This window comes from Candidatus Omnitrophota bacterium, from assembly GCA_018894435.1.
Lineage (GTDB): Bacteria > Omnitrophota > Gorgyraeia > JAHIPI01 > JAHIPI01 > JAHIPI01.
Map to the genome: position 1 here is coordinate 1 of JAHIPI010000080.1, position 13,475 is coordinate 13,475.

The 13,475-nt window shown below is 44.8% G+C and carries 15 protein-coding genes; 1 reads left to right on the forward strand and 14 read right to left on the reverse strand.

All coding sequences use genetic code 11. The features are described from left to right. Positions 1–105: 105 nt before the first annotated feature. From KKI13_06680 to KKI13_06720, 9 genes are all read right to left on the reverse strand, one after another. Entirely contained in the window at positions 106–1,317 is a 1,212-nt protein-coding gene (locus tag KKI13_06680) for a hypothetical protein (protein MBU4488724.1), read from the reverse strand. A 4-nt stretch (positions 1,318–1,321) separates the two neighbouring features. Further along, positions 1,322–1,582, reverse strand: a complete 261-nt coding sequence (locus KKI13_06685) for a hypothetical protein (GenBank protein ID MBU4488725.1) — start codon at positions 1,580–1,582, stop codon at positions 1,322–1,324. Between the two features lie 8 nt (positions 1,583–1,590). Beyond that, the gene (locus KKI13_06690; GenBank protein ID MBU4488726.1) at positions 1,591–2,433 is read right to left on the reverse strand and encodes an HD domain-containing protein; all 843 of its coding nucleotides are present in this window, start codon (positions 2,431–2,433) and stop codon (positions 1,591–1,593) included. 5 nt (positions 2,434–2,438) lie between these two features. After that, on the reverse strand, positions 2,439–2,831 hold the full coding sequence (locus tag KKI13_06695; protein MBU4488727.1) for a hypothetical protein: 393 nt from the start codon (positions 2,829–2,831) through the stop codon (positions 2,439–2,441). A 12-nt stretch (positions 2,832–2,843) separates the two neighbouring features. Next, positions 2,844–3,713, reverse strand: coding sequence for a substrate-binding domain-containing protein (locus tag KKI13_06700; protein ID MBU4488728.1), 870 nt, complete (start codon positions 3,711–3,713; stop codon positions 2,844–2,846). Between the two features lie 125 nt (positions 3,714–3,838). Then, positions 3,839–4,477, reverse strand: coding sequence for an endonuclease III domain-containing protein (locus KKI13_06705; GenBank protein ID MBU4488729.1), 639 nt, complete (start codon positions 4,475–4,477; stop codon positions 3,839–3,841). Further along, positions 4,474–6,198, reverse strand: a complete 1,725-nt coding sequence (polX, locus tag KKI13_06710) for a DNA polymerase/3'-5' exonuclease PolX (protein ID MBU4488730.1) — start codon at positions 6,196–6,198, stop codon at positions 4,474–4,476. Before polX ends, KKI13_06705 begins: the two co-directional genes overlap by 4 nt. A 3-nt stretch (positions 6,199–6,201) precedes the next feature. Continuing rightward, positions 6,202–7,434, reverse strand: coding sequence for a hypothetical protein (locus tag KKI13_06715; GenBank protein ID MBU4488731.1), 1,233 nt, complete (start codon positions 7,432–7,434; stop codon positions 6,202–6,204). A gap of 25 nt (positions 7,435–7,459) precedes the next feature. Continuing rightward, positions 7,460–8,128 carry a TIGR00730 family Rossman fold protein gene (locus tag KKI13_06720; GenBank protein MBU4488732.1) on the reverse strand — a complete coding sequence of 223 codons (669 nt, stop codon included), beginning with the start codon at positions 8,126–8,128 and terminating at the stop codon, positions 7,460–7,462. A gap of 260 nt (positions 8,129–8,388) precedes the next feature. Here KKI13_06720 and KKI13_06725 point away from each other — a divergent pair, with 260 nt between their 5' ends. Further along, complete coding sequence (locus KKI13_06725; protein MBU4488733.1) at positions 8,389–8,970, forward strand: hypothetical protein; 582 nt, start codon at positions 8,389–8,391, stop codon at positions 8,968–8,970. Positions 8,971–8,993: 23 nt separating this feature from the next. On the opposite strand, the gene lpxA is transcribed toward KKI13_06725, so the two are convergent. The 5 genes from lpxA to KKI13_06750 all read right to left on the reverse strand — a co-directional run bounded on the left by lpxA (position 8,994) and on the right by KKI13_06750 (position 13,469). Beyond that, positions 8,994–9,812 carry an acyl-ACP--UDP-N-acetylglucosamine O-acyltransferase gene (gene lpxA, locus KKI13_06730; protein MBU4488734.1) on the reverse strand — a complete coding sequence of 273 codons (819 nt, stop codon included), beginning with the start codon at positions 9,810–9,812 and terminating at the stop codon, positions 8,994–8,996. Next, complete coding sequence (locus KKI13_06735; protein ID MBU4488735.1) at positions 9,812–9,964, reverse strand: entericidin EcnAB; 153 nt, start codon at positions 9,962–9,964, stop codon at positions 9,812–9,814. Before KKI13_06735 ends, lpxA begins: the two co-directional genes overlap by 1 nt. A gap of 633 nt (positions 9,965–10,597) precedes the next feature. Beyond that, on the reverse strand, positions 10,598–11,527 hold the full coding sequence (locus KKI13_06740; protein MBU4488736.1) for a 4Fe-4S cluster-binding domain-containing protein: 930 nt from the start codon (positions 11,525–11,527) through the stop codon (positions 10,598–10,600). Beyond that, positions 11,511–11,828 (reverse strand): hypothetical protein, encoded by a 318-nt coding sequence (locus tag KKI13_06745; GenBank protein ID MBU4488737.1) that lies wholly within the window; start codon positions 11,826–11,828, stop codon positions 11,511–11,513. The genes KKI13_06740 and KKI13_06745 overlap by 17 nt, the downstream gene beginning before the upstream one ends. Positions 11,829–11,972: 144 nt before the next feature. Next, positions 11,973–13,469 (reverse strand): alginate export family protein, encoded by a 1,497-nt coding sequence (locus KKI13_06750; GenBank protein MBU4488738.1) that lies wholly within the window; start codon positions 13,467–13,469, stop codon positions 11,973–11,975. Positions 13,470–13,475 lie beyond the last annotated feature (6 nt).

Genomic DNA, 13,475 nt, shown 5'->3' on the forward strand with positions numbered 1-13,475 from the left:
ATTTTAAGTTGTTCTATTAACGTAATCCCACTATTGAATATTAATATAACACAAAAATCATAGAAGTCAAGCCAGAAATATCAAAGCTTGCATTCTCCTAACAATTTACTGGGAAGCATGATACGGTTCGATGTTGCGGTAGTCGAACAATTCGGGCAAATTATACTTCTCGCACAAGTCTTTAAGGCTGTATCTTACATAATTATGCTTCTGGCGTATTTGATCCAGCCTGTGGCTGGCATACCGGGCATATTTGCTTCTCGGGTAAAGCTGGACTATCTGAATATAATTTGCTTCCGCTAAAGATGCATCGCCGGCCTTATATCTCAGCTCTGCGAGCGCAAAGAGCGCTGCTGCGTGATATATGCTGCCCCTGTGAGCGGATACATAGGCGCTGAGCGGATGTATTTTGCCATCCAAAATTAATTCATTAAACCTTTTATGTACCCCCGCTTCCAGTTTGATCCTCTGGGCAGAAATACCACTGGCATCCAGAGGTTCACTCTCAGCCTCTACTGGCGTTACTAAGCTCTCTTCAGCCTCTTCCGCGCTCTGCTCTAACGCGTCTTTTTTCTGTGTTACTTCCTCAAGCGCTTCTTGCAAGGCAGTCCTGTCTTCCTCGCTTAATTGGGCTTTTCTCTCAAGCGCTGTCTTCTCTTCCTCTATCTTTTTAATCCTCTCTTCTATTTCCGATTGCTTGTTTTGAACATCCATAAGTTCCGATTCCGCTCGGACACGATTTTTTTCCGCTTCGGCCGTTGATGCCTCTGCGCGCTTACTCTCCGCCGAGTAAACCAATAACTCCTTTTCTTTCTCCATCCTTCTGGCATTTATTTGCAATAAACCGATAGTGGTAAGAGTCAAAAATACGCCAAGAATCACCACTGCCAGCATGCTAAGACGCGGTTTTAAACGCAGCCATCGCACATAATCTACTATTCTTTCGTATTCTATCTCATTTATAAAATCGTATGAAACACCGAAAGCATAGGTATCTACTATGTGGCCCGGCTCTTTCTCTACCCATTCAACCGTAGCAAAGGATTCAATAGGTTCAGCGTCCAACGGAATATTAATTATAAGCCGCAATTTCGTTTCATTGGGAACAAAGCTGAATACCTCTTTGTCGTGCTCTTTTAGCGTCTTGGCAAATATGCCCATGCCGCCTTTGCCAATGTTGCGCGTAAAGCCTTCTTTCATTTCCGAAAGAGGTTCCCTGCGATCTCCCCCCACGACTTGGAACTCTATGGGAAAAACGCTGTCCAGCCTTAGGTATTTTCTTTTTTCGTTGTCATTTTTCTGATTTTTTGGCGGCATACATCTACCTATCTTTATTCTCATTTATTTTCAGGCCGATTTTGGACGCGATATCATAAAATTCTTCCTTATTGATGTTATCTAAAGTTTTGCCCTTTTTATCCAAAGCCTCATTAAACTTGACGGCCTTATCCTGCATAAATTCGTGCGTCTCTTCCGACCCTCCGTAAAGCCTGAAATTCTTACCCTTAGTGACCCTTACGTGGCCGTCTTTGGTATCAAGCCCCAATCCCAATAATATCTTTTTATGCAGCCTGTTCTCCATGGTTACTTTTAGTCTTTCCTTTCAAAAATCCAGTTGTCTTTATCGAGCATGGCCAAAAATATATCTACTATTTTCGGGTCAAGCTGAGTGCCTTTTGCCGCCTTTAATTCGGATATTATCTTATCTTTAGGAAGGGCGCCACGGTATGGCCTCTTTGAATTCATAGCGTCGAATGAATCCGCCACTGCCATTATTCTTGCGCCTAAGGGAATTACCTCTTCTTTTAAGCCGTCGGGATAACCTTTACCGTCATATCGTTCGTGATGATGTTTTATTATGACTTTTTCCTCAGGCAGAAATTTAAGAGGGTCCAGTATCTCCAGCGCCGTGTTCGGATGTTTTTTTACAACTTGCCATTCATCAGCGTTCAGGCTTCCGGCCTTATTAAGGATCGCGTCACTAATACCTATTTTACCTATGTCGTGGAGATAGCCTGCGTACTCTATATGCCTTCTCTCTTCACGGCCCAAGCCCGCTCTTTTTGCTATTGCAACAGCATATTCCGTTACCCGCCTACTATGGCCGCTCGTATACGTATCCCGCGCCTCTTCGCTCATTATAAGCGCTTTCATTGCGGCAATGTTAGATTCTTTAAGCTCCTCCTGTGTTGTTAAGAGCTCTTCGTTTATAACCTGTATACTCTTTCTGTCCTTTACTTCCTGTATCCAAAGGTAGGCTATTGCCAAAAGCACAACACCTAACAGGATCTCATTGGAAACAATCGTGACATTCGGAAAGTAGACTACTTCGAGGAGATGGAAACATGTAATAAGGAATATCAGCACCACCATTCCCATTTTAAAATCACTGGTAACGCTAGGGGGTATCTCCGATTTGGTGCGCTGTTTCATATGCTTTATATTTTATAAACCTTGTCGTGTATTCTCACCCTTGCCTTGACAAGTATGCCTATTTCCTGGCCCTTAGATGCCTTTTCTACCGAAACTCTGTCTATTTGCATAGACATTATCTTCTGCTTAAAGTCGGATGTGTGGCCTTTTACTCGTATTATATCGCCTAAAACAAGCTGGCCTTTTCCTATCAATATGGCACCTGCTTTAACATGCGGGAAATAATGCGTAACCTTTCCTATTAGAGTTCCTTCTTCAAGGGGTATGCTTACTTTTTTTATTGCCTTTTTGACCTTCCGCTTTTTTTTCTTTGCGGGTGGTTTAGATTTTCTTGCTCTGGTTTTTATTTTTTTCTTGGTTACGGCTTTTTTGGCTTTTTTCTTTTTCTTCTTCACCATTTTAAGCCCCCCTTACACCTTCCTGCAAGAACTGCCCATGATCAGGGTCGCCTTCAGGATTTTTTGGAAAGGTTGTTTTATATTCCCCTCTATAATATCGATCAATGCCTTAGCGGAGACCATACCGATTTCTGCCAGCGGTTGGCTCACGGTAGTAATGGTAACGTGGCCCAGTGCGGCAAGCGGGCTATTATCAAAACCCATTATCGAGATCTCTTCGGGTACTTTTACATCTTCTTTTAGCGCCATCATAATAGCTCCGAAAGCCATAAGATCACTTGCGGCAAAAATAGCCGTCGGCCGCGGTTTTTCATTTATAAGTTTCACCATTGCTTCCTGGGCTTTTTCCCTGTTATAAGCGCCATTTACTATATATTCCGGATTTTCCTGTATTTTGTTATCGCGAAGAGCCTCCTGATACCCTTCAAGGCGCATTATCGCCGATTGCGTCTTTGGATTACCGGTTATGGTAGCTATCTTTTTATGACCAAGGTCTATAAGATACTGAACGGCTTCTTTGGCCGCTACCTTATTGTCTATGCCCACATAGTTTGTCTCATTATCGTTAAATATATTGTTCATTATGATATATGGTATCTTATTCTTACGAACCATATTGATAATTTTGCGGTTGCCGTCTATATCCGCAAAAAGAACCCCGCCCAAGCGGGTAACCGCGGTCAGGTGTTCTTTTATAGCCTCTTCTTCCATCACAGCGTCAAATATATGAAGCTGCAAGTCGTAAGGATAATTTTCTATCGCCTTTCCTACGCCCTTCATGATTTCCATGGCATAATAAGAGCCGAACATATCCAAAAAGTGTGGAAGAGCAAGCACTATCGTTTTTTTAGCAGATTCTTTTGTTCCCTCATGATTTGACATTCGTTATCCCCCCCTTTTTTTTTCTCACGCATATAAATAAATTCTAATATTACAGTTATAATGTCTTAAATAGTATACATTGCAATCATTCTATTATCAAGAGATTTTGACAAGAATGAATGTATTTAGAGCGCGTGTTTGGCCGGGCATTTCAAACACTTAGGTTTTTTATTGCAGGTGTCTTTAGCGAGCCGGACCAAAAGGGCGTGGTATTCATTAAAAATACGCGCGTCCGGCCGGATGTTTTCCATAAACAATCGCTGCACCTTTTCGTATGTATCTATAAGAGAGATAACTTTATGGCGCGACAGTATTCTTTTAGTGTAGGCATCTACTACAAAAACAGGCTTTTCCCCGGCATAAAGAAGTATGGAATCCGCTGTTTCCGGACCCAATCCTTTTACTTCTAAAAGTTCAGCGCGCAGAGTTTCGGTATCTTCGGAAAACATCTTCCTGAGGCTGCCGTCATATTTACTAAAAAGAAAATCTATAAAATTTTTTAGCCGTTCTGCTTTTATGTTATAATAACCGGACGGCCGTATCAAAGACGCTATTCTTTTCTTGCCGGATTTTTTCATTGAACGAGGATTTAATAGTTTCGCGCCGGCAAGTGACCTTATGGCCTTCTCTGCGTTTTTCCAGGAAGTATTTTGTGTTAATATCGCGCCTACTATGACCTCGAATTTCGTCCTTGCGGGCCACCACTTCTGAGGCCCGTAATGGCGGTATAGCGCATTGTATAATTTATATAATTTTCTTCTCATCGACGCTTCTTTTTAACGAAGCTTGAGAGTTCTTTCGACGACAATGAGTTTATGACATCTCTTTTCTCGAGCCAGCCCCGCCTGGCGACGCTGACGCCGTATATCATATTATCCATCTGGCCTGGGGCGTGGGAATCGGTAGCGATAGCCATCTTAACTCCCATTTCTTTCGCGCGTTTACAATTTACGTCGGTAATGTCCAGCCTTTGGGGGCAAGAATTTATCTCTATCGCCGTACCCGTATCTTTGGCAGCGGCAAATATTTTATCGTAGTCCAGTTCGTACGCCGCGCGCTCTCCTATCAGCCTGCCGCTCGGATGGGCTACCATATTCACATAACGGTTATGCATGGCCTTTACAATGCGGGTTGTAAGCTTTTCCTTGGATTGCTGAAATCCGGTATGTATGGCCGCGATTACAAAGTCGAGTTCTTTCAGCACATCATCTCTATAATCCATACTTCCATTGTCCAAAATGTCTACTTCGGAACCAAGCAGTAGCTTTATGCCTTTCGTTTTTTTATTAAAAGCGTCCAACTTTTTTCTCTGCCGCAACAATTCCTTTTCGCTAAGCCCGCCGGCTATCTTGAGCGATGCCGAATGGTCGGTGATGACCACGTAGTTGTATTTTTTTTGGCGGGCGGTTTTTGCGATCTCGGCAATTGTCAATACGCCGTCGGAGGCCTCAGTATGTATATGAAAATCTCCCTTAATATCATCCATGGTCACAAGTTTTGGCAGATTGCCTTTAAGGGCGCTTTGGATTTCGCCTGTATTTTCTCTCAGCTCCGGCTCTATGTAGCCCATCTTGAAAATAGCGTATATTTCCGGCTCCGCGGATCCTGCGATTCTCTTATTATTTTTTACATTAAAAACACCGTATTCATTTATTTTCAATCCTCTTCTCACCGCTATCTTCCGCAATTCTACATTGTGCTCTTTTGAACCCGTAAAATACATGAGAGCGGCGCCATAACTCTCTGGGGGCACCACCCGCAGGTCTACCTGCACATTATCTTTTGTCATTACGCTGGATTTTGTAGGGCCGCGGGCTACGACATTAGCCACATTGGGAAGCCCCGTAAAGGCTTCCATAATGCGCTGGGGCTTTTTAGATGTAACAAGTATATCGATATCCCTGATTGTCTCTTTCATGCGCCGCAAACTTCCTGCGGGAGATATCTTAATTACTTCGGCAAGCCCCCTAAGCCCGGAGATCATATATTCGGCTGTCGTGAACGCCGTATCAACGAGCATTCTGCCTCTGTCTTTTTTTAAAAATTCCAGCCCTTTCAGTATATTCTCTTCGGTCTTATCCTTTATCCCCGGCAGTCCGCTTATAAGGTTTGCCTTCGCCTTTGCCTCAAGGTCTTTAAGGGATTTTATATTAAGATTATCATACAAGACTTTTGCTGTCTTGGGGCCGACGCCCGGAATATTGAGCATCTCCAATACCACCGGGCTTATCTTGCGTAGAAGCTTTTCATAGAAAGATATTTTACCTGTTTCGAGAAATTCTTTTATCTTGGATGCAAGGTCCTCCCCTATGCCGGGAAGCTCGGTCAGTCCATTTTTGGCGGCAATTACCGATATGTCTTCGGTGAGATTTCCCACGATATCTGCCGCTTTACGATACGCCCTTATGCGAAAAGGATTATCTCCCTGTATCTCGAGAATATCGGCAATGTTTCTTAATATGTCCGCTATTTGTTTATTGTGCATTTCTCAATCAGCTTTTTTGTCGGCATCATACTTTTCCTTCAATTCTTTCCTGAAATCTCCGAATCTCTTTTCTATCTCTTTAAACCAGATCTGCGATTCTTTACCTATGTCCAGGTCGCCTTTGATCGCCTTTTCGCTCATTTTCGCAACATCACGCGGCAATTCTTTAAGCTTTGCCGCAATTCTATCGCCAAGCGCCTTTGAAAGAACTTTTTGTATGAGCGGACTCGGTTCAAACTTGGGGTCGTTAAGCGGGCCATTTATGTTAAAACCAAACTTCACTTCTCCTCCATAATCTTTGAAAAAATTTATCACCGTGACGGCCGGCAAAGTAAACAATGTGTCGTCCGGGCGGGGGGTTACATCGTTGAGCTTAATATTATAAATATGTGCCTCATGCGAAGTCATTAATTCATTATTACTGCATTTGGCATCCGAGGCAATGTCTATCCGCGCTTCCTTGATAATGGTAAAGGATGTATTTGCGTAATATCGCGAAAAATATGTGAGATCGGCATCCAAAAGCTCCGACTTCACCGTAAAATCTACTCTTTCTCCTTCCCTGGAAACGCTTGCGGCGGCCTTGAGTACCCCTTTATTGTCAGAATCGAAGTGGCCCTTAAAATTTACTCTTCCCTTAAAATCCCCCACCTTTTCCAGTGATGCGGAAAAATTGTTTACCACTCCATTTATGCCTGACAGCTCAATGGGCGCGGGCGGCTGTATATTAACACTATCCTTGAAAATGCATTTTAAATTCTCCACCTTTATTAGCCTCGCATGGATGGAAGAAAATAAGTTTTTGGTTGAATCGGGCGTACCGCCCCCTTGGGATGTGCCGGCCGATGCGGGAGTTTTTGACGGCGAAGGAGTAATCTTTTCTATAATAAATACCCAGTCTTTGAGGTACGCTTCATCAAATATGAGTTTCTTTTGTAAGATCGTACTTATCAGGCTTAAATGCAGGACTGTTTCGCCCGCAGCTATCGAAACGTAGGATTTCCCTAGACTGCAAGCGGCCAGTTCGAAACCCTCTATATGCACGATGGCTTCCGGAAGTTTTACGCTTACTTGAGCAAGCTGCACGCGCTTGTCGAAATTTTCGGCCGCAAACTGCCGTATCTTCTTTTCTATTGCCGGCGCCAAAAAATTATTTAGAAGCACAAGGGCTATAAAAACGAATAGTGAAACAGAGATAAAACAAAGAATTAGAGCATTAAGGATTCTCTTGGCCATATCAATACATGTCTTTACGATGTTATTACTTGCGGATATTTTTCTTTGAACCGTAAAATTTTCTTAAGATTGCCACGACTTCCTCGGGCGTATCGACAAGGTGAAGGAGTTTTAAATCCGCCTCGGATATACAGCCATTCCCGCACATACTTTTTTTGACCCACTCCAAAAGCCCGCTCCAATATTCTTTACCGGCTATTATTATCGGAAAAGGCATGATTCTTCCTGTCTGCACTAAGGTAAGCGCCTCAAATAATTCATCCAGAGTTCCGAAGCCGCCCGGCAACGCTACAAAGGCCTTACTATATTTAACAAACATGACTTTTCGGCAGAAAAAGTACCTGAATTCGAGTAAAGTTGTAATATATCTGTTTGGCTTCTGCACAACGGGAACCTCGATATTCAATCCTATAGATGCGCCCCCCGCTGTCTTTGCCCCCTTATTTCCGGCTTCCATTATTCCCGACCCGGCACCGGTTATTACGGTATAGCCCTCCTTGGCAAGGAGAGCGCCGATTCGTTCGGCTAATCTATAATATTTGCTGCCTTTTTTCGTCCTTGCGGATCCGAATATGGAAACCGCAGGCCCGACCTTTGAAAGCGTCTCAAATCCGTCAACAAATTCGCCCATAATGCGAAAAACGCGCCATGGGTCTTCTGCAGTAAAGTCCTCTTCAGGCATATATTTTTTCATCCATTTCCCCTTTTTTATATGTTATACTTACTCTAACCAGGTTAGACTATAATATAATCTGGCGAATCTAACCTGGTTAGACTATAATATACTTTACGCGGCTGCTTTTCAACAAAAATAAACGAAGATATGGTATACTACTGTAGCCTCAGGCATTCTTTTGCCATGCAGGCGGAATCCCCCGAAGCTATTGTTGACGATACGCATGCACAATGGCGTAGGGGGATAATACATTTACTCAAACTAAACGGAGGTGAGCAATGGCCAGAAACATTTTGTGCATATTTATCACAGCGCTATTATTATCTTGCGTAACACCGGAATCCTATGCGGCAAATATACTTCTGAACGCCGGTTTCGAAGCAGGCGATTTTCCGCCCGCCGACTGGGCAGACTGGAGCGGAAGCGCTTCCGACGACCCTAAAGACGGCGTGGCCGGATTTCCGGCGCCGAAAGAAATGGCCTATGAGGGATCAAAATGCGTAGGAAAGATATTTTACGGCGAAGGTGAAAGGTGGGGCGGTATAAGCCAAACTGTAGATGTAACTCCGTCCAAGGCCTTTGAGGCAAGCGGATGGGTGCTCAATAAACGCAATGATGTGCCGCTTAAAAACGATGCCAAAGCATATATAGAAGTAAAATTCCTCGATGCCCTCGAAAACGAGGTAAAGATCGCCAAGTCAAACAGCATAACCCAGTCAACAAATTGGACCAAATTGGTTGTGCGGGGGCTGGTTCCGCGGGACGCGAAGAAAGCCGTATTCAGTTTTGTAATAACAGGCGGTAAGAAATCGACTGGAAAGGTGCTTTTCGACGAGCCAAGCCTTAATATAAGCGATTAGATCTGCCTCACCTATCGGTGGGATTATTCGGCGAATTCGACAGGAGCGGCTAAGGTCTTTCTGATGTGGGGGGACAATCCTCGTTTTGTTTTTTTCTTCATGAAATCTATCAGGTGCTGCACTTCCGGACCGGGGTTCGATTCTTCAAGCCGAAGTGTGGCTTCTGGCAATTTAAGTCCGGAATGATAAATCACCTTATATGCCTTTTTAATATTGCTGCGGACTTCCAGAGAAAATCCTGCCCTTCTTAAACCAAGCGCATTTAGGCCGAAAATACTTGCCTCCCCTCTCGCCGGAGAAAGAAGCATATACGGCGGCAGGTCCTTGCCCAAACGCGTACGGGCGGATATCATGGAGACCGCCCCTATCCTGACAAATTGGTGTATTGCGCAGTATACCGAAACAAAGGCCCTGTCTTCGACTTCTACATGACCGCCTAAAGTAGCGGCATTGGCAAGTATAACGTTATTGCCTATCTTGCAGTTATGGGCTATATGAACAAAACCCATTATAAAATTGTCATCGCCTATTATGGTGGAAGACTCCTCCTCGGTGCCGCGGTGGATAGTGGCGTATTCCCGGATGATGTTGCGCTTGCCTATTTTTAGATAGCTTCTTTTCTTCCGGAAGGATAGATCCTGCGGAAAATGGCCTATAACAGCGCCCATGTGGACTTCGGAAGACTCTCCTATCTCGGTTCCTTCCGATATATAAGCATTCGCCCATATTTTGACACCGGGGCCTATCGTTACGTTATCCTCTATCACAACGTAAGGGCCTATTTCGACCTCAGGCGCTATCTTTGCTCCGGGATTTATGACCGCTGTGGGATGTATTGCCATTAGCTACCGTCTCTGAGGAATATCGTCTTGACACCCTGCCCGACTCTTTTAATATCCTTGCCTATGCCGGTGAACGTCTCCCCGCATCCGGCAAGCTGTGCCATTAGCAACAATACGATGCTAACAAGTAAAAATTTACAAATTAATTTCATCTTTACACTCCTATTTATGGGTATAAATATACAACTATTTCGTATATAAGTCAATAATATTGATACTCTCCTCACTCCTGCAAGTGTTGCTCAACTTTGTGGTTGTCTTTGCACAACAATATTAATACTTTCCTCGCTCCGGCGAAATTCTTAACGCTTCTCACTTCGTCAAAAAGTGCCCTCGTTCCACTCGGGCACCCTGGAAAGCTGTTAGCGAGGGGCGGGGGCGAAATAACTCGGGGGCATTACCATGCCCCCTCATCCCGCCATCGTACCTATATAACGGGCGGGCCCGCTCCGCGGACAAATTTCGCCCTTTTAGAAACCGCTTTTTGACTCGTTCGAAACTAAATTTCGCAGTCGCTCGGAGAAGTATCAATATTGTTGTAAGCAACGTTGCAATACATTGAACTTGATATTCCAGCGAGCGAATAAAATTTTAGCCTCGAGCCCGGGAAAAAGCGGTTAAATAGGGCGGTGGACTGTCCGCCCGCTATTAACACGTCAGCGGCCCCGACGGTACGTCGGGGCGAGCCGACACGGTAGTGTCGAGCGAGTTCACCGCCCCCGCTTTTTCCCGTAGGCGAGAGGCGTAAAAAATTTTACCTGAGCGAGCGGAATTCAAGTTCAATGTTACACATCGAGTACAATATTCGTGCCTGCAAAGCCTTCGTCGACTGAGCCGCCCATATACTCCTGGACCCAGCCCTTATGAAGGCCGTATTTATCCAGAAGTTTAAGCGCCTCATCATACTCTTTTTTGTTTATCCGGCGGGAAAGCCCGCTGTGTTTAAAAGCGTTGTAGGCGGGGTAATACTGGCTCATGAAAGAGATATATGTCTTTTCGCCGAGTGAGCGGGATATGAATTTAAGGACCTCTTCTGTGCCGCTTATATTATGAGGAAGTATAAGGTGGCGTATGATAAGGCCTCTGACTGCGATGCCGTTATCCGCCAGCTTTAGATCCCCGGCCTGTCTATGCATCTCTTTGACAGCAGCCTGATTGACTTCTACATAATCCGGCGCCGTCGAATACTGCAGCGCATACTTATTATCGCCGTAACGCATATCGGCAAGGTATACATCCACAATACCATCCAAAAGCTGCAGTGTCGATATTCCCTCATAACCGCTTGTATTGTAGACTATCGGTATATTTAGGCCTCCTTTGTGCGCGAGGAGGATGGCTTCTCTTATTTGCGGCGCGTAATGGGTAGGCGTTACAAGATTGATATTATGCGCTTTCTCTTTTTGGAGCGAAAGCATGAGGCCAGCCAGATCTTCCGTTTCAAATGGCTTTCCGTTTTCAATCTGGCTTAATTGATAATTCTGGCAGTATACGCAGCGTAGATTACAATGCGCAAAGAATATGGTGCCGGAACCGTTCTGGCCTGAGATTGGGGGCTCTTCGCCCAAATGAAGGTGCGCGGAGTAGACCTCGGCCACTTTACCTGCCTTGCAAAAGCCAAGCTCATTCTTTAGCCTGTTTACTCCGCACTTCCGCGGGCATGCGGCGCAATTTTTTAATAATCTCTCGTAATCCAAATTAAATATTGAATTTATCGGCGAGGTCCGCCACTACGGGAATCTTCCAGTAATTGCCCATGAGCACCTGGACAATCCCTAATAGCGAAAGCGTGCCGAATAATATAATACTGATAAAACCTACGATCCAGCCGACGAACGGGATTATGCCGATTATGCCGGCGGCCAACTCTCCGATAAGCAGGACCAATCCTTGCTTACCGTGAAAGCGGACAAACTTATTATCCTTTTTCACAACAAGCGGTATAAGACACAAAATACCAAGATACGCCATCAATGCAAATACCTTACCGTCCTTGACTTCTTTATCTTCCGCCATGCTTCCCCCTTTTTAAAAGTTAGTATACAACACACAATCAGGCTTGTCAATATGCTAATAAAATAGGAAACCCAGTCTCGCCAAAAGCGGGACTGGGTTTCCTATCGCTAAATAACTAACCAACTAACAAACTAACTGACTACCTTAGAACGTAACTTTGCATGTACCGACTAATTCGGTCGCTACATTCTTGGACTTGGAATTTGATCCACCGGAAACAACGCTCGCGCTATACTGTTCCGGGCTGATGTAATGATCGCCGGACCAGAACCATGCGCCCAGAAGGCCGAATGATACGTCTTCTGTATAGTCATAGTTCAATTCGACATCCAACTCATTACCGACGTGCCTGTTGCCGCCGCCAAATACGTTTATGGCGTCTTGAGCCAGCCAGAAATCTATCCATCGGCCGCTTACCTTCAGGTTATCCATAGGCTGCAACGAACCCATTAGGATAAACTGATGGAGGTTTGTATCGCCTCTGTCGTTGACGGTAGCGTTATTTATGCTGTTGGTATAAAGGTAATTATACCATTCATGAATGGCGCTATCAACTTTGCCGCGATACATCCTATCCCAACCACCATATCGATGGTCGGTATTATTGACATCTTCATCTATCTTCTCGCCCGAATAGTAGATGTACTCGGCGCCTAGTTTCGGCTTCCATGCATACTGATCCTGCCAAAGCCTCATTTCGCCTCCGACATCAACGGCTCCGGCTCCTCTTGGCCTTTCGTCTATTTGGGTTGTACCACGATAATAGGTACCTACCTGAAGAGCACCTTCCGCCCAAAGCGTAATCGCTTCATGCGGATCAAAGCTGCCGCGCATACCTATGGTATGGACCGTATTGCCGTCTTTCATAGCGCTAGAAGCGCCGCCGCCGGCAACTTTGCGCAGGCTTCGGTCGTTCTTTATGAAATAATACAATTCGGCTTCGGCATTGTTGTACTGGCTTAGATCGCAGCCAAGGTTTGCTCCGTACAGCTGTTCATCATCATTTGCGCCGATGTCGTTTTCGAGTATCATGGCGTAAACAAGGTCCAACGTCCAAGGCGATGCATCCCATGTCGCTCTTACTGCATCAAATGCATTAAGAACCGACCATTCGTCGCCTGACAATTGATGCTGAGGATCCTGCCAGCCATTGGCTCCTATGATGAATCCCTTACCGTACCAAAGGTCCTGACGTCCGATCTTCACTGTCAAAGGTGCAAAGAAGAATTCTTTCAATGTCACATAAGCAAGGTCAACGTCTATTTTGAATTCATCGTTTGAAGCCGTATGACCGGTATCACTAGGATACACATATCCGTTTATGTGATCCCCGCCGTCCCATATGCGCACATTCCAATCTCTCTGGTTTACCACCCTGATCGTCGCGGAGACGTTATCCGTCAAATCCGCATCGAGCTGAATTTCCGCAGTGGTCATGAAATAATTGGCGTCAGCGGCATTGTTGTCTCTTGTCCCTACTGCCACGCCATTCGCATTCCACTGGTTAAAGTCATAATTCTTGCGGTCGATCCATCTCATTATGATGTCACCGCTCAGCTTTATGCTTTGAGTTTCAGCATATACAGGGAGAGTAATAGCAACCAAAAGAGCGACTAAACACAATGCTCTTAAAAACTTCATGCCTTA